Annotated in this window: 18 protein-coding genes; 14 read left to right on the plus strand and 4 right to left on the minus strand. The window is 68.3% G+C overall.

Annotated features, from left to right (window positions below):
* Nucleotides 1-57: 57 nt before the first annotated feature.
* The 4 genes from argG to ACYVKR_RS10760 form a co-directional block, all read right to left on the minus strand.
* On the minus strand, nucleotides 58-1,401 hold the full coding sequence (gene argG / locus ACYVKR_RS10745) for an argininosuccinate synthase (protein ID WP_460480887.1): 1,344 nt from the start codon (nucleotides 1,399-1,401) through the stop codon (nucleotides 58-60).
* Nucleotides 1,402-1,474: 73 nt separating this feature from the next.
* Nucleotides 1,475-1,792 carry a pyrimidine/purine nucleoside phosphorylase gene (ppnP, locus tag ACYVKR_RS10750; RefSeq protein ID WP_460480888.1) on the minus strand — a complete coding sequence of 106 codons (318 nt, stop codon included), beginning with the start codon at nucleotides 1,790-1,792 and terminating at the stop codon, nucleotides 1,475-1,477.
* A gap of 107 nt (nucleotides 1,793-1,899) precedes the next feature.
* Nucleotides 1,900-2,625, minus strand: a complete 726-nt coding sequence (locus ACYVKR_RS10755) for a glycine zipper 2TM domain-containing protein (protein WP_460480889.1) — start codon at nucleotides 2,623-2,625, stop codon at nucleotides 1,900-1,902.
* A 104-nt stretch (nucleotides 2,626-2,729) separates the two neighbouring features.
* Entirely contained in the window at nucleotides 2,730-3,086 is a 357-nt protein-coding gene (locus ACYVKR_RS10760) for an arsenate reductase (protein ID WP_460480890.1), read from the minus strand.
* Nucleotides 3,087-3,236: 150 nt separating this feature from the next.
* On the opposite strand from ACYVKR_RS10760, the gene ACYVKR_RS10765 reads away from it, so the two are divergent.
* The 14 genes from ACYVKR_RS10765 to ACYVKR_RS10830 all read left to right on the plus strand — a co-directional run bounded on the left by ACYVKR_RS10765 (nucleotide 3,237) and on the right by ACYVKR_RS10830 (nucleotide 18,107).
* Nucleotides 3,237-3,938: a FadR/GntR family transcriptional regulator gene (locus ACYVKR_RS10765; protein ID WP_460480892.1), complete on the plus strand. Its 702-nt coding sequence runs from the start codon at nucleotides 3,237-3,239 to the stop codon at nucleotides 3,936-3,938.
* A 351-nt stretch (nucleotides 3,939-4,289) separates the two neighbouring features.
* The gene (locus tag ACYVKR_RS10770; RefSeq protein ID WP_460480893.1) at nucleotides 4,290-5,060 is read left to right on the plus strand and encodes a Rossmann-fold NAD(P)-binding domain-containing protein; all 771 of its coding nucleotides are present in this window, start codon (nucleotides 4,290-4,292) and stop codon (nucleotides 5,058-5,060) included.
* A gap of 7 nt (nucleotides 5,061-5,067) precedes the next feature.
* The gene (locus ACYVKR_RS10775) at nucleotides 5,068-6,315 is read left to right on the plus strand and encodes an enolase-like domain-containing protein (RefSeq protein ID WP_460480894.1); all 1,248 of its coding nucleotides are present in this window, start codon (nucleotides 5,068-5,070) and stop codon (nucleotides 6,313-6,315) included.
* Between the two features lie 32 nt (nucleotides 6,316-6,347).
* Nucleotides 6,348-7,361 (plus strand): TRAP transporter substrate-binding protein, encoded by a 1,014-nt coding sequence (locus ACYVKR_RS10780; RefSeq protein WP_460480895.1) that lies wholly within the window; start codon nucleotides 6,348-6,350, stop codon nucleotides 7,359-7,361.
* Nucleotides 7,362-7,469: 108 nt separating this feature from the next.
* The gene (locus tag ACYVKR_RS10785) at nucleotides 7,470-8,063 is read left to right on the plus strand and encodes a TRAP transporter small permease (protein ID WP_460480896.1); all 594 of its coding nucleotides are present in this window, start codon (nucleotides 7,470-7,472) and stop codon (nucleotides 8,061-8,063) included.
* Nucleotides 8,060-9,340, plus strand: a complete 1,281-nt coding sequence (locus ACYVKR_RS10790) for a TRAP transporter large permease (protein WP_460480897.1) — start codon at nucleotides 8,060-8,062, stop codon at nucleotides 9,338-9,340. The genes ACYVKR_RS10785 and ACYVKR_RS10790 overlap by 4 nt, the downstream gene beginning before the upstream one ends.
* A 79-nt stretch (nucleotides 9,341-9,419) precedes the next feature.
* A complete protein-coding gene (locus ACYVKR_RS10795; protein ID WP_460480898.1) occupies nucleotides 9,420-10,439 on the plus strand; it encodes a DctP family TRAP transporter solute-binding subunit in 1,020 nt (339 codons plus the stop codon).
* A 79-nt stretch (nucleotides 10,440-10,518) separates the two neighbouring features.
* Nucleotides 10,519-11,556: an L-idonate 5-dehydrogenase gene (locus ACYVKR_RS10800; RefSeq protein WP_460480899.1), complete on the plus strand. Its 1,038-nt coding sequence runs from the start codon at nucleotides 10,519-10,521 to the stop codon at nucleotides 11,554-11,556.
* A 719-nt stretch (nucleotides 11,557-12,275) separates the two neighbouring features.
* Nucleotides 12,276-13,256, plus strand: coding sequence for a 2-dehydro-3-deoxygalactonokinase (locus ACYVKR_RS10805; RefSeq protein ID WP_460480900.1), 981 nt, complete (start codon nucleotides 12,276-12,278; stop codon nucleotides 13,254-13,256).
* Nucleotides 13,257-13,264: 8 nt separating this feature from the next.
* Nucleotides 13,265-13,903 carry a 2-dehydro-3-deoxy-6-phosphogalactonate aldolase gene (locus tag ACYVKR_RS10810; RefSeq protein ID WP_460480901.1) on the plus strand — a complete coding sequence of 213 codons (639 nt, stop codon included), beginning with the start codon at nucleotides 13,265-13,267 and terminating at the stop codon, nucleotides 13,901-13,903.
* Between the two features lie 28 nt (nucleotides 13,904-13,931).
* A complete protein-coding gene (gene dgoD / locus ACYVKR_RS10815; RefSeq protein ID WP_460480902.1) occupies nucleotides 13,932-15,080 on the plus strand; it encodes a D-galactonate dehydratase in 1,149 nt (382 codons plus the stop codon).
* A gap of 161 nt (nucleotides 15,081-15,241) precedes the next feature.
* Nucleotides 15,242-16,564 carry a bifunctional tetrahydrofolate synthase/dihydrofolate synthase gene (gene folC, locus ACYVKR_RS10820; protein ID WP_460480903.1) on the plus strand — a complete coding sequence of 441 codons (1,323 nt, stop codon included), beginning with the start codon at nucleotides 15,242-15,244 and terminating at the stop codon, nucleotides 16,562-16,564.
* A gap of 8 nt (nucleotides 16,565-16,572) precedes the next feature.
* On the plus strand, nucleotides 16,573-17,535 hold the full coding sequence (locus tag ACYVKR_RS10825) for an SPOR domain-containing protein (protein ID WP_460480904.1): 963 nt from the start codon (nucleotides 16,573-16,575) through the stop codon (nucleotides 17,533-17,535).
* Nucleotides 17,536-17,567: 32 nt separating this feature from the next.
* Entirely contained in the window at nucleotides 17,568-18,107 is a 540-nt protein-coding gene (locus ACYVKR_RS10830; RefSeq protein WP_460480906.1) for a CvpA family protein, read from the plus strand.
* The last annotated feature ends 7 nt before the right edge of the window (nucleotides 18,108-18,114 follow it).

Raw genomic sequence — 18,114 nt, forward strand, 5'->3', positions numbered from 1 at the left:
GGGAGGGCACGCGGTGCTTGCAGGAGAAGCGCCCGATGCCGGTCCACCTGGGCAGCCTTACTTCTTGGCGCTGCCGTCGTTCAGCTGGGCCAGTGCGGCATCGCCGCCCAGCGACAGCAGGCCGGCGCGCGAGTACACGCCGAGCTTGTCGCGCGTGTCGGAGATGTCGAGGTTGCGCATGGTCAGCTGGCCGATGCGGTCCAGCGGGCTGAACGGCGCGTCTTCGACCTTTTCCATCGACAGGCGCTCGGGCGCGTAGGTCAGGTTGGGCGACTCGGTGTTCAGCAGCGAGTAGTCGTTGCCGCGGCGCAGCTCCAGCGTCACGGTGCCGGTGATGGCGCGGGCCACCCAGCGCTGGGCGGTTTCGCGCAGCATGATGGCCTGGGGGTCGAACCAGCGGCCCTGGTACAGCAGGCGGCCGAGCTTGAGGCCGTTGACGCGGTACTGCTCGATGGTGTCCTCGTTGTGGATGCCGGTGACCAGGCGCTCGTAGGCGATGTGCAGCAGCGCCATGCCGGGGGCTTCGTAGATGCCGCGGCTCTTGGCCTCGATGATGCGGTTCTCGATCTGGTCGCTCATGCCCAGGCCGTGGCGGCCGCCGATGCGGTTGGCTTCGAGGAACAGCTCCACCGGGTCTTCGATGCGCTTGCCGTTCAGGGCGACGGGGCGGCCTTCCTCGAAGGTCACCGAGACTTCCTCGGCCTTGACCTCGACCTCGGGCTTCCAGAACGCCACGCCCATGATGGGGTTGACGATGCGGATGCCGCTGTTCAGGAACTCCAGGTCCTTGGCCTCGTGCGTGGCGCCCAGCATGTTGGAGTCGGTGGAGTAGGCCTTCTCGGCCGACATCTTGTAGCCGAAGCCTTCCTTGGTCATGAAGGCCGACATCTCGGCGCGGCCGCCCAGCTCGTCGATGAACTGCTGGTCCAGCCAGGGCTTGTAGATCTTCAGCGACGGGTTGGTCAGCAGGCCGTAGCGGTAGAAGCGCTCGATGTCGTTGCCCTTGAAGGTCGAGCCGTCGCCCCAGATGTTGACGTCGTCTTCCTTCATCGCGGCCACCAGCATGGTGCCGGTCACGGCGCGGCCCAGCGGCGTGGTGTTGAAGTAGGTGATGCCGCCGGTGCTGATGTGGAAGGCGCCGGCCTGGATGGCGGCGAGGCCTTCGTTGGCCAGCTGCGTGCGGCAGTCGATCAGGCGGGCCTGCTCGGCGCCGTATTCCATGGCCTTGCGCGGGATGGCGTCGTAGTCCGATTCGTCGGGCTGGCCCAGGTTGGCGGTGTAGGCGTAGGGCAGGGCGCCCTTGTTCTTCATCCAGCGCAGTGCGGCGCTGGTGTCGAGGCCGCCCGAGAAGGCGATGCCGACCTTCTGGCCGACGGGGATGGATTGCAGGATGGTTGCCATGGGGATTCTCTCAAAAACGATAGCTGCTCGCGCTTGGTGGATAAGCGCTGGAGGCCAAAATGGCCTCAAACTATCAGGCGTAGTGGCAGATGTAGTGGTAGCTGTCGGTCACGCGGATGTCGAACTTGGAGTTCGCGGGGATCTGGAAGCGCTCGCCGGGGGCCGAGGTCTTCCATTCGTCGCTGCCGTCCAGCTTGTATTCGCAGGAGCCGGCCACGCATTCCATGATCTCGGCGGCGGCCGTGCCGAAGGTCAGCGTCGCGGGCAGCACCACGCCGGCGGACTTCTTGGTGCCGTCGGCCAGCGTGAAGCTGTGGCTGACGCACTTGCCGTCGAAATAGACATTGGCCTTGGCGGTGAGGGTGACGCCCTGGATGCTCTCTGTGGTCATGGGTGGCTGCTGCGAAAGGTTGAAACTGTTGATTTTAGCGGGAGCGGCCCGCAAAAAAGGCGACCGGGGGTCGCCTGTGCTCTGCAGCAGGGGTTATTGCCCGGCGGCTAGCGCCAGTGCCGGTGCCCGCCGCCCCAGACGCCGCCTATGCCCAGCGAGATCACGGGCTGGATCACCGGCGCCGCATAAACAGGTGCCGCATACGCGGGCGCCGGGTAGTACACCGGCGCGGGTGCGCCGACGACCACGGCCGGCTGCGGCGCCATGTATTGCGGCGGCGGAGGCGGTGCGTAGTAGTTGTCGTAGGCGGCCGGCGGCGGTGCGACGTTGGCGCTGCTGCCCACGGGCTGGATGGTCAGCGGAATCCAGTCGCCGGGGTGCTGGGCCGTGTGCGTGGTGAAGCGCTGGTTGGCGTACTCGTACTCGACCGTGTAGCCGGTCTGCTGGTTTTGCGCCACGTACTGGGTGCCGCACTGGCGCACCGTCTGGTACTGCGGGTAGCCTCCTTCGAGCTGGTTGCCGACGGCGGCGCCGCCCACCACGCCGACAGCCGTTGCTGCGGCCCGGCCGAAGCCGCCGCCGATGCTGTTGCCGAACACGCCGCCCACCACGGCGCCGGCGATCGCGCCCAGGCCCGAGTTGGTGCTGCCGGCATAGGCCTGCTGGTCCTGGCAGACCTGCTGAGGCACGCTGACCTGCTGGTAATCAGGCCGCACCGAGACCACGCGGCCCATGGGCTGCTCGCCGCCGGGCGCATAGGACTGTGCCCAGCCGGGCAGCGCGGCCGCCAGCGCCGCGGTGGCGGCCAGGGTGGACATCAGAAGTCGTGGCATGGGGTGCCTCCATCCAATCAATACAAGTAGACAGCTGGATAGTGTAGGCGTGCAGGTTAGCCGGGGCTTAAAACGCCGGTAAACCTCGGTAAATGCCAGTGTTTCTAGATTTTCCCGGTCCAGGCGGCCTCGTCGAAACCCACGGTCACGCTGCCGTCGGGCCACTCGACCACGGGGCGCTTGATGACGCTGGGCTGCTCCATCATCAGGCGGCTGGCGCTGGCGGCGTCCGTCACGGCCGCCTGGGCCTCGGGCGGCAGCTTGCGCCAGGTCGTGCCCTGGCGGTTGACCAGCTTCTCCCAGCCTGCCTGCGCGATCCACTGCGGCAGATGCGACTCAGGTACGCCGGCCTTCTTGAAGTCGTGGAACTCGTAGGCGCGCTCCTGGCCGTCCAGCCAGGTGCGGGCCTTCTTGACGGTGGTGCAGTTGGGGATGCCGTAGACGATCGGTGTGGAAGCCATAGAGATGCCGGAATTTGGAAAACGGAAAAGGCCGTTTGTAGCACCTGCCGCGCCGCCCGGGTTGGCGAGGCGGTAATCTGGCGGCCTAGATAGCTCCTTGGAGGGCTATTGTTTTGTATGATGAATAAACCAGAATCGCCATCCCCCGCCATGTCCCTCTCTTCGCTTTCCGGCAGCAGTCTGCACCACCAGGTCATGGACAGCCTGGGGCGGCTGATCGCCAGCCCCGCCTACGGCCCGGGCGCCACGCTGCCCAATGAGGAGGAGCTGTGCGAGCGCTTCGGCGTGAGTCGCACGGCGGTACGCGAGGCCATCAAGGCGCTCAGTGCCAAGGGCATGCTGGAGGCGCGCCCGCGCACCGGCACCCGCGTGCGGCCGCGTGAGCAGTGGAGCCTGTTCGACGCCGATGTGCTGGGCTGGCTGTGCAGCCAGGGCGTGGACCGCGACCTGGGCCGGCACCTGATGGTGATGCGCGGCATTCTCGAGCCGGCGGCCGCGTCGCTGGCGGCGCGCATGTGCAGCGAGGCGCAGCTGGCGGTGCTGCAGCAGGCGTTCAAGGCGATGGCGGATGCCTCGTGCATCGACGAGTGGGTGGTGGCCGACCTGGCCTTTCACCAGGCCATCCTGCATGCGACGGGCAATCCGCTATTGATCTCTCTGGGCGGTATCGTTGCGTCGGCGCTGGAGTCGCTGCTCACGGTGAACGCGCAGGAGGCGGGCAACTACAACGACGGTCTGCCCATGCATGGCAAGGTGCTGGCGGCCATCGAGCGGCGCAGCCCCGAGGACGCCGAACTGTGGATGCGGGCGCTGCTGGCGGACACGATCGCGCGCTGGGGTTCGCCGGGGTGATCTAGGGCCTGTTCACCTCAAACTGGGAGTGCGAAGGACGGATGCCGGGGTGCAGTGCAAGGCGCGGTGCCCAGCCAATAGCCGTAGCTATTGGTTGGGTGCTGCAACGCCGCAATGCGCCCGGCATTCGTCCTTCCCTTCGGGTTGCCCCGCCGTGGGGTGTCTGCTTTGTCGCTTGGTATCCCCAATAGCTGCGGCTATTGGGGATACCAAGCTTCGCGCATCCATCCCCACGGCGGGGCAACGCATCTCTCAGTTTTAGGCGAGCAGGCCCTAGGGTTTGCTCTGATTTAATCATCATACAAATTAAAAGATGATGGCGCCGTTCTGATCCACGTCGCCACCATCTCCATGTCCCATCCCCTGTTTGATCTTTCGGGCCGCACCGCGCTCATCACCGGCTCCACGCGCGGCATCGGCCTGGCACTGGCCCGCGGCCTGGCCGAATCGGGCGCCACGGTCATCGTCAACAGCCGCCAGCAGGCCGCCGTCGATGCGGCGGTGGCCGAATTGCAGGGCCTGGACCTGAAGGCGCAGGGTGCGGCGTTCGATGTGGCCGACCAGGCGGCGGTGGAGGCGGCCTTCGCCCGCTTCGACGCCGAGGGCCTGGCCATCGACATCGTGGTCAACAACGCCGGCATCCAGCACCGCCAGCCGCTGCTGGAGGTGTCGCTCGAGGACTGGCGCCGCGTCATCGACACCAACCTGACGGCCGCCTTCGTGGTGGGCCGCACGGCGGCGCGCCGCATGATCGAGCGCGGCACCGGCGGCAAGGTCATCAACATCGGCTCGCTGACCAGCGAGGCGGCGCGCGCCACCGTGGCGCCCTACACGGTGGCTAAGGGCGGCATCAAGATGCTGTCCAAGGCCATGGCGGCCGAGTGGGCGGCGCACGGCATCCAGGCCAACTCCATCGGCCCGGGCTACATCCTGACCGACATGAACGAGGCGCTGGTGAGCAACGCCGCCTTCGACGCCTGGGTCAAGGCCAGCAACCCGACCCAGCGCTGGGGCCGCCCGGACGAGCTGGTCGGCACGGCCATCTACCTCGCCTCCAGCGCCTCCAACTACGTCAACGGCCAGATCATCTATGTGGATGGCGGCTGGCTGGCCGTGCTCTGAGATCGCCATGGCTACGCTGATCACCGACGTCAAGGTCATCCTGACGGCGCCCGAGGGCATCAACCTCATCGTCGTCAAGGTCGAGACCAACCAGCCCGGCCTATACGGCCTGGGCTGCGCCACCTTCGCCTACCGCCACCTGGCGGTGAAGTGCCTGATCGAGGAATACCTGCGGCCGCTCTTGATCGGGCGCGACGCCGGCCAGATCGAGGAGCTGTGGCAGCTGATGCACCAGAACGCCTACTGGCGCAACGGCCCCATCGAGAACAACGCCATCTCGGGCGTGGACATGGCGCTGTGGGACATCCTGGGCAAGCAGGCTGGCATGCCGCTGTACCAGCTCTTCGGTGGCAAGGTGCGCGAGGGCGTGCCCATCTACCGCCATGCCGACGGGCGCGACCTGGCCGAGCTGTGCGACAACATCCAGAAGTACCGCGAGCAAGGCATCACCCACATCCGCTGCCAGAGCGGCGGCTATGGCGGCGGCGGCTTCGGCCCCGCGCCCGCCGGCGCGCCGCGCAACGCGCCCCCGGGCGTCTACCTCGATGCGCGCCGGTACATGTGCGAGACGCTGAAGCTGTTCGACGGCATCCGCAGCCGCATCGGCTTCGACGTGGAGCTGTGCCACGACGTGCACGAGCGCCTCAAGCCCGTGGACGCCATCCGCTTCGCGCAGGAGCTGGAGCCGTTCGAGCTGTTCTTCCTCGAGGATGCGATCGCGCTGGAGGAGGGCGCCTGGCTGCGCCAGCTGCGCGAGAAGACCTCGGTGCCGCTGGCGCAGGGCGAGCTGTTCAACCACCCCTTCGAGTGGCGCGGAATCATTGCCGAGCAGCTGATCGACTTCATCCGCGTGCACCTGAGCCAGATCGGCGGCATCACGCCGGCACGCAAGCTGCAGCTGTTTGCCGAACAGTACGGCGTGCGCACCGCGTGGCACGGCCCGGGCGACATGTCGCCGCTGGCGCATGCGGCCAACATCCACATCGACCTGGCGGCGCGCAACTTCGGCGTGCAGGAATGGTCGGGCACCGAGCCGCCGAACTTCGTGATCCAGGAGCTCAAGGGCCCGCGCGACGCGCTGCTCGCCGTCTTCCCCGGCCTGCCCGAGTTCCGCCAGGGCTTCGTCTACGCCAACGACAGGCCCGGCCTGGGCGTGGACATCGACGAACGCGAGGCCGCCAAGTACTCCTGCGACAGCGGCGTGACCACCTGGACCCAGACGCGCCTGGCCGACGGCACGCTGCAGACCCCCTGACTTTTCATCCATAACCAGACGGAGACATACCAATGACCCCTCGCTTCACCCTGCGCCGCGGCCTGCTGGCCGCGCTGGCGGCTTCGGCACTGTGCGCCGGCACGGCCTTCGCCGAGGTCAAGGCGCGCGTCGGCCACGCCATGCCCGAGACCCATCCCCAGGCCATCGCGATGAACAAGTTCGCCGAGCTGGCGTCCACCTACACCAAGGGCAACGTCAAGATCCAGGCTTACCACAGCGCCATGCTGGGCAGCGACGAGAAGCAGCTGCAGGCCGTGCAGGCCGGCACGCAGGACCTGTACGTGGGCACGCTGGCGCCGCTGTCCTCGCGGGTGAAGGAGGTGCAGGTCTGGGACCTGCCGTTCATGTTCCGTAACTCGCGCGAGGTCTACGCGGTGCTCGACGGCGCCTCGTCGAAGAAGATCTTCGAGAAGATCGCGCCGGCCGGCCTGGTGGGCCTGACCTGGACCGGCATGGGTTTCCGCAACCTGTCGAACAGCAAGCATCGCGTCACCAAGCCCGAGGACGTGGGCGGCCTCAAGGTGCGCGTGATGACCAACCCGGTGGCGCTCGACACCTGGAAGACCCTGGGCGCCAACGCCACGCCCATGGCCTTCGCCGAGGTGTTCCCGGCGCTGGAGATCAAGGCGCTGGACGGCCAGGAGAACCCGCTGCAGCACATGTGGGCGAACAAGATGCAGGAAGTGCAGAAGTTCATCACCGTCACCAACCACGTCTACACGCCGTCGGCGCTGGTGGCCTCGAAGAAGTTCTGGGATGGCCTCTCCGCCGCCGACAAGGCCGGCCTGCAGCGGGCCGCCACCGAGGCCGGCCTGCTGCAGCGCAAGCTGCTGGACGAGGGCGACAGCGAGGCCATCGAGAACTTCCGCAAGGCCGGCGTGACCGTCGACACCATGCCGCCGGCCGAGCTGGCGCGCATGCAGGACAAGGTCAAGCCGGTGCTGGCCAAGTTCGCGCCGCAGATCGGCGACGAGTTCGTCAAGGGCTTCTTCGCCGAGATCGAGCAGGCGCGCAAGGCCCAGTAATCAAAAGCGGCTGCAGCGCTTGCGGGGCAAGCGCGGGCAGCTATTCATAACGAAGCAAACAAGGCGGTGGCGCGGTGCAGTGGCCGGGCCGCCGGGAAAGGTGCTGCCATGGGCAAGGTGCTCAAGATGCTCGCCGACGGGCTCACGCGGGTGCTCGAAATCGTCATGGTGCTGTGCATGCTCGTCATGCTGGTCATGGTCTTCGGCAACGTGGTGCTGCGGCTGTTCTTCAACACGGGCATCGACCTGTCGGAGGAGCTGCCGCGCTTCGCCTTCGTGTGGATGACCTTCCTGGGCGCCATCGTCGGCATGCGCCGCCGCGCCCACCTGGGCGTGGACATCGTGGTGCAGCTGCTGCCCACGGCCGGGCGCCGCGTGTGCTGGGGCATCAGCCAGGCCATCATGCTGGTGTGCTGCATCTACATCGTCTATGGCACCTGGATGCAGCACGACATCATCGCCGGCAACGCTTCGCCGGTGGCCCAGCTCAGCATGCTGTGGGTGTATGGCGTGAGCTACCTCACCGGCGGCGCCATCGGTCTGATCTGCCTGTCCAACCTGGTGCGGCTGGCGCTGGGCCTGGTGCCCGACGACGAGCTGATCGACGTGCAGGAGGAGGGCATGGAAGAAGCCCGCGAAGCCGAGCACGAACTGCAGCAACAGACCTCGGCACAGACCGGGACGCAAGGAGGCCGCGCATGACCATCTTCATCTTCATCGCCTCGCTGCTCGGCCTGATGGCCCTGGGCATGCCCGTGGCCTTCGCGCTGATCGGCTGCGGCCTGGCGCTGATGTACTACATGGGCTTCACCGATCCGCAGATCGTGGTGCAGAACATGTGGGACGGCGCCAACAGCTTCCCGCTGCTGGCCGTGCCCTTCTTCATGCTGGCCGGCGAGTTCATGAATGCTGGCGGCATGACGCGGCGCATCATCCACATGGCCATGGCCTGGATCGGCCACATCCGCGGCGGCCTGGGTTACGTGGCCGTGGGCGCGGCGGTCATCATGGCCTCGCTGTCGGGCTCGGCCGTGGCCGACACCGCCGCGCTGGCCGCCGTGCTGGTGCCGCTGATGCGCAAGGCCGGCTACGACGTGAACCGCTCGTGCGGGCTGATCGCCTGCGGCGGCATCATCGCGCCGGTGATCCCGCCGTCCATCGCGATGATCCTGTACGGCGTGACCGGCGGCGTGTCCATCACCAAGCTGTTCATGGCCGGCATCGTGCCCGGCCTGCTGATGGGCCTGGCCATCCTGCTGGCCTGGCGCTGGTGCATAGGGCGCGACCCCATCGTCACCGAGCCCAAACGGTCGATGCCCGAGCGCATCGCCGCCACGCGCGCGTCGCTGTGGGCCATGGTGCTGCCGATCGTGATCGTCGGCGGCCTGAAGTTTGGCTGGTTCACGCCGACCGAGGCGGCGGTGATCGCGGCGGTGTATTCGCTGCTGGTGGGCCTCTTGGTGTACCGCGAGATCAAGCTGTCGCAGCTGTTCGGGCTGATCTACCGCGCGGCCGAGACCACGGCCATCATCATGTTCCTGGTGTCGGCGGCCGGCGTGTCGGCCTGGCTCATCACCACGGCCAACATCCCGCAGCAGCTGGCCGAGCTGGTCGAGCCGCTGATGGGCAACAAGATGCTGCTGACCTTTGCGCTGATGGTGCTGGTGCTGCTGGTGGGCACGGCGCTGGATTTCACGCCCACGGTGCTCATCATGACGCCGGTGCTGATGCCGGTGCTCAAGCAGGCCGGCATCGATCCGGTGTACTTCGGCGTGCTGTTCATCATGAACAACGCCATCGGCCTGGTCACGCCGCCGGTGGGCACGGTGCTCAACGTGGTCTGCGGGGTGGCCAAGATCCCGATGGGCGGCGCCATCCGCGGCGTCGTGCCCTTCATGGTGGCGCAGACCATCGTGATGTTCCTGCTGGTGGTGTTCCCGCAGATCGTCATGTGGCCGCTGCAGATGATGAGCCGCTGAGGCTATCAAAAACCATAGCTGCTGGCGCTTGATGCATGAGCGCCAGAGGCCGATTTGACTAAAAAACCAGGAGATGACCATGAACCACCGCCGCTTGCTCGCCGCCGCCGTGGCCGGCGCCACGCTGCTGCTCGCCGGCCTTGCGCCCGCCCAGGCGCAGGACGCCAAGCGCGCCCGGCTGGGCCATTCGTTCACCGACTCGCACCCGCGCGCCGTGGCGATGAAGCAGTTCGCCGCCGACGTGGCCCAGGCCACTGGCGGCAAGGTGGCCATCGACGTCTACGGCAGCGCCACGCTGGGCAGCGAGGACAAGATGCTGATCGCCGTGCAGAGCGGCACGCAGGACCTGTACATGGGCGCGCTGTCGCCGATCGCCGCGCGCAGGAAGGAATTGCAGATCTTCGACTTCCCCTTCCTCTTCGCCAGCGATGCCGAGGCCGCCCACGTGCTCGACGGCCCGGTGGGGCGCAGGATGCTCGACGGCCTGGCCGACATGAAGATGCAGGGCCTGGTATGGGCGGGCGGGGCCTTCCGCAACATGTCCAACAGCAAGCGGCCGCTGGCCTCGATGGCCGACATGAAGGGCCTGAAGGTGCGCGTGATGCAAAGCCCGATGGCTCTGGCCAGCTTCAATGCCATGGGCATGAACGCCGTGCCCATGGCGTTCTCCGAGGTCTACCCGGCGCTGGAGATCAAGGCGCTCGACGGCTACGAGCACCCGGTGGTCGACATGTACGCCAACAAGATGTACGAGGTGCAGAAGTACCTGACCATCACCAACCACGTCTACACGCCGGTGGCGCTGGTGGCGTCGCAAAAGTGGTGGGCCAGCCTCACGCCGGCGCAGCAGCAGGCGGTGCAGAAGGCCGCCGAGCAGGCGCGCGGCCTGCAGCGCCGCGAGGAGCTGCGCCAGGCCGGTGAGGTGGTGGCGCAGCTCAAGTCGCACGGCATGGTTGTCGGCGAGATGCCGCCGGCCGAGCTGGAGAAGATCCGCGCGGCCGTGCAGCCGGTGGTCGACAAGAACCAGGCCACGGTGGGCCCGGACTTCGCCAAGGCCTTCTACGGCGAACTGGCCAGCTACCGCGCCGCCAAGCGTTGATTTGAAGAATTTTGGGCCTCCAGCGCTTATGCAGTAAGCGCGAACAGCTCTCTTTTTTGAAGAACAGGACCTCCTCGATATGGAAGCGCTCGTCATCCACGCACCCGGCGATCTGCGGGTGGAATCCGTGCCCACGCCCGAGCCGGGCCCCGGGCAGCTGCTGGTGCGCGTGCGCTGCGGCGGCATCTGCGGCTCGGACCTGCACTACTACCAGCACGGCGGCTTCGGCACCGTGCGCATCCAGGAGCCGATGGTGCTGGGCCACGAGGTGGCCGGCGTGATCGAGGCCCTGGGCGCCGGCGCCAGCGGCTTCGCCGTGGGCCAGCGGCTCGCCGTCAGCCCCAGCCGGCCCTGCGGCCTGTGCCGCTTCTGCCAGCAGGGGCTGCAGAACCACTGCCTGGACATGCGCTACTACGGCAGCGCCATGCGCATGCCGCATGTGCAGGGCGCCTTTCGCCAGCAGATCGTGGTCGAGCCCCACCAGGCGCACCTGCTGGCCGACCACGTGAGCGACGCCGAGGGCGCGATGGCCGAGCCGCTGGCCGTGGCGCTGCACGGCGTGCAGCGCGCCGGCCCGCTGCTGGGCCGCAAGGTGCTGGTGACGGGCTGCGGCCCCATCGGCGCGCTGGCCATCATCGCGGCGCGCCGCGCCGGCGCCGCGCACATCGTGGCCACCGACATGAGCGCGCACCCGCTGTCCAAGGCGCTGCAGGTGGGGGCGGACGAGGTGGTGAACGTGGCCGAATCGCCCGACGGCCTGGCCCGCTTTGCCGCCGACAAGGGCCAGTTCGACGTGCTGCTGGAGGCCAGCGGCAACGAGCGCGCGCTGCGAGGCGCCTTCGACGTGCTGCGCCCGCGCGGCGTGATCGTGCAGCTGGGCCTCTCAGGCGGCGAGATGACGCTGCCGGTGAACATGCTGGTGTCCAAGGAGTTCGACTGGCGCGGCACCTTCCGCTTCCACGAGGAGTTCGCCACCGCGGTGGAGTTGCTGAACAAGCGCCTGGTGGACGTGAAGCCGCTGATCTCGGCCACGCTGTCGTACCGAGACCCGGCAAGGGCCTTTGCGCTGGCGGCGGATCGCACGCAGGCGATGAAGGTGTTGCTCAATTTTGAGTGAGGGCGTTGATGGCTTGTGGTCACTATGGGCTTCGTTCTGCTGGCGCAGGGCAGAGGCCGGGTCTCGCCCCGGCGGGCGAGGTACTTTCTTGTCGCGCGACAAGAAAGTACCCAAAGAAACGCGCCCTGCTGTCCGTGACCCCAGCGCCGCAGGCGCTGGGGCAACCTGCGATGCTCGGGCGCGGGGCCTGCTGCGGAACTCGACTGCGCGCGCCAAGGCGCGCTCCGCTCGGACAACCGCAGCAAGTCAGACCACGAAGCATGCGCGCTCCGACGCGCATGCGGCCCCGCGCCCTGTGCTTCTCGGCACGGACAGAAGGGAACCCAAGAGCAGCCACACGGGCCATCGCTGCGCTCGGCCTCGCCTTGTGGGGCCGAGCGCAGCGATGGCTCGGCTAGTCTCCCCACCCCTTCTGTATGTGCCTGTGGCGTGGCGTTTGCGGGGTGGCATGCGCGTCGGAGCGCGCATGCTTCGTTATCTGACTCGCCGCGGTTGTTTGAACGGAGCGCCTTTGGCGCGGAGAGAGTTCTGCGGCGCACCCCGCGAACGTCACGTCACAGGTTGCCCCAACGCAAGGCGTTGGGGTCGCAGACAGCAGGGGCGCTTTCTTTGCTTCCTTTCTTGCGCGGGCAAGAAAGGAAGTCGCCCGCCGGGGCGAGACCCGGCCTCGGAAAGCAAATGAGCAAACTATTCGTTGATGAAGCGCCATGGTTGAAACAATGCAAACACCGACCCTAACCCCAACCCTGATCGCCCTCGACTGGGGCACCACCTCCCTGCGCGCCTACGCCTACGCCCCGGGCGGCCAGGTGCTCGAACGCCGCCACTCGCCCCATGGCATCACCCAGCTGCCCGCGCCGGGCGAGGCCGGCTTTGCCCAGGCGCTGTCGGCGCTGGTGGGCGACTGGGTGGCCGCCAGCCCCGGCGCGCCGCTCGTGGCCTGCGGCATGGTCGGCAGCGCCCAGGGCTGGCGCGAGGCTGCCTATGTGCCCGTGCCCACGGGGCTGGGCCAGCTGGCCTCGCGCGCCACGGCCGTGCCGCTGGATGCGCTGGGCGGGCCTTTCGCCGGCAAGCGGCTGCACATCCTGCCCGGCCTGATCGAGCACGGCGAGCTGCCCAACGTGATGCGTGGCGAGGAGACGCAGATCTTCGGCGCGCTGCTGGAACAGGCGCCGGAGACCGGCCGGCCGCTGGTGATCGGCCTGCCCGGCACGCACAGCAAGTGGGCGCGCGTCGAGCAGGGCAGGGTGGTCCACTTCGACACCTTCATGACCGGCGAGGTCTATACCGCGCTGTGCAACCACACCATCCTAGGCCGCACCATGGAGCGCGGCGGCCCGCTGCAGCCCGCGGCCTTCGAGCGCGGCCTGCGCGTCGCCGCCTCGCAGCTGGGCGTCCAGGGCGCGCTAGGCACCATCTTCAGCAGCCGCACGCTGGGGCTGACCGGGGCGCTCGCGCCCGCCGAGCAGCCCGACTACCTCTCGGGCCTGCTGATCGGCCACGAGGTGCAGGCGCTGGCGCGCCAGTGGGGCAGCGCGCCGCCCGATATCTGGCTGATCGGTGACGAGGCGCTGTGCGGCCGCTACCTGCAGGCGCTGCGCCTGCACGGCATCGCCGACGCGCGCTGGCTGCCCCAGGCCACCGAGACCGGGCTGTGGCACCTGGGGCAGGCCATCGCCGCAACCACCGCTTCCATTTGAGGACGAGCATGCATTCCTTCACCCCCACCCCAGACTTTTTGCGCGGCCTGGTCGCCATCCTGCGCGGGCTCACGCCGGACGAGAGCGTGGCCGTCGGCCAGGCGCTGTACGAGACCGGCTTTCGCCTGATCGAGGTGCCGATGAACTCGCCCGAGCCGCTGCAGAGCATCACCCGCCTGCGCGCGGCACTGCCGGCGGACTGCCGCATCGGCGCCGGCACGGTGCTGTCCACCGCGGTGGTGGACGCGGTGCGCGCCGCCGGCGGCGACCTCATCGTGATGCCGCATGCGGATGTGGCCGTCATCGCCCACGCCCGTGCGGCAGGCCTTCATTGCGTGCCCGGCGTGGCCACGCCCACCGAGGCCTTCGCGGCGCTGGCCGCGGGCGCCGCGGCGCTGAAGATGTTTCCGGCCGAGCAGCTCGGGCCGGCGGTGCTCAAGGCCTGGCGCGCCGTCATCCCGGCGGATATCGGCCTGCTGCCGGTGGGCGGCATCACGCCAGCCAACATGGCCGAGTACCTGCAGGCCGGCGCCTCGGGCTTCGGCCTGGGCTCGGCGCTGTTCAAGCCCGGCCAGGGCGTGGCGCAGATCCGCGAGCAGGCGCTGGCCTTCCAGCGGCGCTGGGCCGAACTGGCCGCCGGCCGCTGACCTTTCCCTTTCTTCTTCGCTGTCACCCATGAAAATCACCAAACTCACCACCTTCATCGTCCCGCCGCGCTGGTGCTTCCTCAAGATCGAGACCGACGAGGGCGTCGTCGGCTGGGGCGAGCCCGTGGTCGAGGGCCGGGCCCACACCGTGGCCGCAGCGGTCGACGAGCTGTCCGACTACCTGGTCGGGCGCGACCCGCGCCATGTGCAGGACCTGTGGAACGTGATGTACCGCTCGGGCTTCTACCGCGGCGGGCCGGTGATGATGAGCGCCATCGCCGGCGTGGACCAGGCGCTGTGGGACATCAAGGGCAAGGCGCTGGGCGTGCCGGTGCACGAACTGCTCGGCGGCCCGGTGCGCGACAGGATCCGCGTGTACTCGTGGATCGGCGGCGACCGCCCGGCCGACACCGCCGCCCAGGCCCAGGCCGCCGTGGCGCGCGGCTTCACCGCGGTCAAGATGAACGGCACCGAGGAGATGCAGTACATCGACAGCCATGCCAAGGTCGAGCAGGCCGTGGCCAACGTGGCCATGATCCGCGAGGCCGTGGGCAAGCACATCGGCATCGGCGTGGACTTCCACGGCCGCGTGCACAAGCCCATGGCCAAGGTGCTGATGCGCGAGCTGCGCGAGTTCGACCTGATGTTCATCGAGGAGCCGGTGCTCAGCGAGCACCTCGAGGTGATCCCCGAGCTGGCCGCCATCGGCGCCGCGCCCATCGCGCTGGGCGAGCGGCTGTACTCGCGCTGGGATTTCAAGCGCGTCTTCGCGCATGGCGGTGTGGACATCATCCAGCCCGACCCGTCGCACGCCGGCGGCATCACCGAGACCTGCAAGATCGCCGCCATGGCCGAGGCCCACGACGTGGCGGTGGCCCTGCACTGCCCGCTGGGGCCGATCGCGCTGGCGGCCAACCTGCAGATCGACGCGGTCTCGTACAACGCCTTCATCCAGGAGCAGAGCCTGGGCATCCACTACAACCAGAGCAACGACCTGCTCGACTACGTGCACAACCCCGAGGCCTTCGACTACCGCGACGGCTACGTCGCCATCCCCGGCGGGCCGGGGCTGGGCATCGAGGTCAACGAGGCCTACGTGGCCGAGCGCGCCAAGGAAGGCCACCGCTGGCGCAACCCGGTGTGGCGCCACGCCGACGGCAGCGTGGCCGAGTGGTGACTCCCAAAAAAAAAGAGCTGCTGGCGCTTGATATACAAGGGTTTCCAATACAAAGCCTATTGAAATCCTTTGGTAGAGAGCGCCAGCAGCTCTCATTTTTGTGGGGCAACAAGCCCGACTCGCGCGGGGGAAAGCGCGGCTCGGCCACAATACGGCCCCGTATGCACACCACATTCCCCACCCTGGATGCTTGGCTCGCGCACTGCGAAAGCCTGCATCCCCAGGCCATCGACATGGGCCTGGCCCGCGTGAGCGAAGTCGCGCGCCGCCTGCAACTGCGCTTCGACTGCCCCGTCATCACCGTGGCGGGCACCAACGGCAAGGGATCGACCTGCGCCATGCTGGAGGCGGTGGCGCTGTCGGCCGGCTACCGCACCGGCGTGTTCACCTCGCCGCACCTGGTGCATTTCGAGGAACGCTGCCGCCTGCGCGGCGAGATCGTCACCGCCGACGAGCTGCTGCCGCAGTTCGAGGAGGTGGAGGCAGCGCGGCTGGCGGCGCCCGAGGTGTCGCTGAGCTACTTCGAATTCACCACGCTGGCCATCCTGCGGCTGATGTCGCTGGCCAAGCTCGACGTCGCCATCCTCGAGGTGGGCCTGGGCGGGCGGCTCGACGCCACCAACATCATCGACGCCGACTGCGCCGTCATCACCAGCATCGACCTCGACCACACCGAGCTGCTCGGCCCCGACCGCGACAGCATCGGCCGCGAGAAGGCCGGCATCATGCGCCCCGGCCGCCCGGTGATCGTCAGCGACCCGGTGCCGCCGCAGAGCGTGATCGACCATGCCGCCGCCATCGGCGCCGACCTGTGGCGCTTCGGCCGCGACTTCAACTACGACGGCGACCAGCAGCAGTGGAGCTGGGCCGGGCGCGGCCGGCGCTACTCGGGCATGGCCTACCCGGCGCTGCGCGGCGCCAACCAGCTCGTCAACGCGGCCGGCGTGCTGGCGGCGCTCGAAGCGCTGCGCCAGCGCCTGCCCGTCACCGCGCAGGCCGTGCGCAACGGCCTGGCCATGGTCGAGCTGCCCGGGCGATTCCAGATCGTGCCGGGCGAGCCCACGCTGGTGCTCGACGTGGGCCACAACCCGCACGCCATCGCGGCGCTCACCGCCAACCTCGACGCCATGGGCTACCACCCGACCACGCACGCCGTGTTCGGCGCCATGCACGACAAGGACCTGACGCCGATGCTGCAGAAGATAGGCCCGGTCATCGACCGCTGGTACTTCACCGACCTGCCCACGCCGCGCGCCGAAAAGGCCGCCGTGCTGCAGCAGAAATGGAACGCGCTGCAGATGGCGGCTGGCGGGCACCGCAACGTCACCACCAGCACCCACGCCGATCCCATGCAGGCGCTGCAGGCCGCCCTGGAGGCGGCGGAGGGCGCTGATAGAATCGTGGTTTTTGGTTCGTTCTATACGGTGGGCGGGGTGCTGAAAGACGGAATTCCCCGCCTGAAAGCCAAGCATCTGAACGATTGACCCACTCCATGGCATTTTTCAAACTCCGGTGGCCCGGCAAGAAGCAGGAGCCCGAACGTGTCATCCGCGGCGCGCGCAACGCGTCGGTGGAAAGCGTCGAGGCCATGCGCCGCCGCGCGCGCCATCGCCTGATCGGCGCCACGCTGCTGGTGCTGGCCGCGATCCTGGGCTTTCCGCTGCTGTTCGACACCCAGCCGCGCCCGGTGGCGGTGAATGCGTCCATCGAGATCCCCGACAAGGAAAAAGTGGCGGCCCTGACGGTGCCGTCCGTGCCCGACCGCGGCGCGGCGCAAGCCGGCCGCCCCGCCAATCCCGCAGTGCAGGACAGCCTGGGCGCCGGCGAAGAGATCGTGCAGGAGCCGCGCTCCGGCGTGGATGCGCGCAGCGCCGCAGCGGCCGCTGCAGCTGGCGCTGCGGCCACCGCCGCCGCCCGCAGCCAGGCCGTGGCCAGCGCCCCCAAGCCCGAAGCCAAGCCTGAGCCCAAGCCCGAGGCGAAGCCGAAACCCGAGCCCAAGCCGGAGCCCAAACCCGAACACAAGCCCGAGGCCAAGCCGAAGCCGGAAGCCAAGCCCGAAGCGAAGCCCGAGCCGAAACCGGAAGCCAAACCCAAGCCCGAGCCCAAGCCGGAAAAGCCCAAGCGCGACAGCGACGACGCCGACCGCATCCGCGCGATGATGGAAGGGCGCACCGCCGCGGCAGCAGCGGCGGCTGCGCCCAAGCCCGAGGCGCCGGCGGCCAGCAGCAAGTACGTGGTGCAGGTGGGCGCGTTTGCCGATGCCGACAAGGCCGCCGAGGTGCGCGCCAAGCTGCAGATGGCCGGCGTGTCGGCCTTCACCCAGAACGTGAACGCGGCCAATGGCAAGAAGGTGGTGCGCGTGCGCGTGGGCCCCTTCGCCAGCAAGGAAGAGGCCGACAAGGCCGCGGCCCGGGTCAAGGCGCAGGGCCTGTCCGCATCGCTGGTGCCGATGTGATGCTGCCGGTGGCTGGCTGAGAAGCGTTCCAAGTGTCGGCATTGGACTGGTTTTTCGTCGTGGTGGCGGTGGGCTCCGTGGTCGTCGGGGCCTGGCGCGGCCTGGTGTTCGAGGTGCTGTCGCTGTGCAGCTGGATCGTCGCTTTCGTGGTGGCGCGCACTTGGGGCGCGGCGGTGGGGCACTGGCTGCCCATCACCGAGATGGATGAAGGCATACGCACCGGCGCCGGTTTCGTGCTGCTCTTCATCGCCGCCATGTTTGCCTGCAGCTTTGCCATCTGGCTGGTGGGCAAGCTGGTCAAGTCGGTGGGGCTGCGCCCGGCCGACCGCGCCATGGGGGCGCTGTTCGGGCTGGCGCGCGGCAGCTTGCTGCTGGTGCTGGTGGCCCTGATTTTTCTCTGGACGCCATTGCGGGATTCGGAACTCTGGAAGACTTCCACCGTGGCGCCCCATCTGGTGGCTGTGGTCTCGAAGCTGCAGCCCTGGCTGCCCCAGGAAATGGGGGAGCGTTGGTCTTCGTTGGTGAATCAGTCGCTAGAGACTGCTTCGCAGGTCGTGGGTGAACCCCGCTAAAAATCTG

It is taken from the genome of Comamonas humi, from assembly GCF_054782535.1.

What these genes read in the sequence shown, in the direction of transcription:
- folC (WP_460480903.1), top strand. Translation starts at nt 15,242, where the DNA reads ATGCACACCACATTCCCCACCCTGGATGCTTGGCTCGCGCACTGCGAA.
- ACYVKR_RS10765 (WP_460480892.1), top strand. Translation starts at nt 3,237, where the DNA reads ATGTCCCTCTCTTCGCTTTCCGGCAGCAGTCTGCACCACCAGGTCATG.
- ACYVKR_RS10805 (WP_460480900.1), top strand. Translation starts at nt 12,276, where the DNA reads ATGCAAACACCGACCCTAACCCCAACCCTGATCGCCCTCGACTGGGGC.
- ACYVKR_RS10775 (WP_460480894.1), top strand. Translation starts at nt 5,068, where the DNA reads ATGGCTACGCTGATCACCGACGTCAAGGTCATCCTGACGGCGCCCGAG.
- dgoD (WP_460480902.1), top strand. Translation starts at nt 13,932, where the DNA reads ATGAAAATCACCAAACTCACCACCTTCATCGTCCCGCCGCGCTGGTGC.
- ACYVKR_RS10790 (WP_460480897.1), top strand. Translation starts at nt 8,060, where the DNA reads ATGACCATCTTCATCTTCATCGCCTCGCTGCTCGGCCTGATGGCCCTG.
- ACYVKR_RS10780 (WP_460480895.1), top strand. Translation starts at nt 6,348, where the DNA reads ATGACCCCTCGCTTCACCCTGCGCCGCGGCCTGCTGGCCGCGCTGGCG.
- ACYVKR_RS10810 (WP_460480901.1), top strand. Translation starts at nt 13,265, where the DNA reads ATGCATTCCTTCACCCCCACCCCAGACTTTTTGCGCGGCCTGGTCGCC.
- ACYVKR_RS10785 (WP_460480896.1), top strand. Translation starts at nt 7,470, where the DNA reads ATGGGCAAGGTGCTCAAGATGCTCGCCGACGGGCTCACGCGGGTGCTC.
- ACYVKR_RS10825 (WP_460480904.1), top strand. Translation starts at nt 16,573, where the DNA reads ATGGCATTTTTCAAACTCCGGTGGCCCGGCAAGAAGCAGGAGCCCGAA.
- ACYVKR_RS10770 (WP_460480893.1), top strand. Translation starts at nt 4,290, where the DNA reads ATGTCCCATCCCCTGTTTGATCTTTCGGGCCGCACCGCGCTCATCACC.
- argG (WP_460480887.1), bottom strand. Translation starts at nt 1,401, where the DNA reads ATGGCAACCATCCTGCAATCCATCCCCGTCGGCCAGAAGGTCGGCATC.
- ppnP (WP_460480888.1), bottom strand. Translation starts at nt 1,792, where the DNA reads ATGACCACAGAGAGCATCCAGGGCGTCACCCTCACCGCCAAGGCCAAT.
- ACYVKR_RS10800 (WP_460480899.1), top strand. Translation starts at nt 10,519, where the DNA reads ATGGAAGCGCTCGTCATCCACGCACCCGGCGATCTGCGGGTGGAATCC.
- ACYVKR_RS10795 (WP_460480898.1), top strand. Translation starts at nt 9,420, where the DNA reads ATGAACCACCGCCGCTTGCTCGCCGCCGCCGTGGCCGGCGCCACGCTG.
- ACYVKR_RS10755 (WP_460480889.1), bottom strand. Translation starts at nt 2,625, where the DNA reads ATGCCACGACTTCTGATGTCCACCCTGGCCGCCACCGCGGCGCTGGCG.
- ACYVKR_RS10760 (WP_460480890.1), bottom strand. Translation starts at nt 3,086, where the DNA reads ATGGCTTCCACACCGATCGTCTACGGCATCCCCAACTGCACCACCGTC.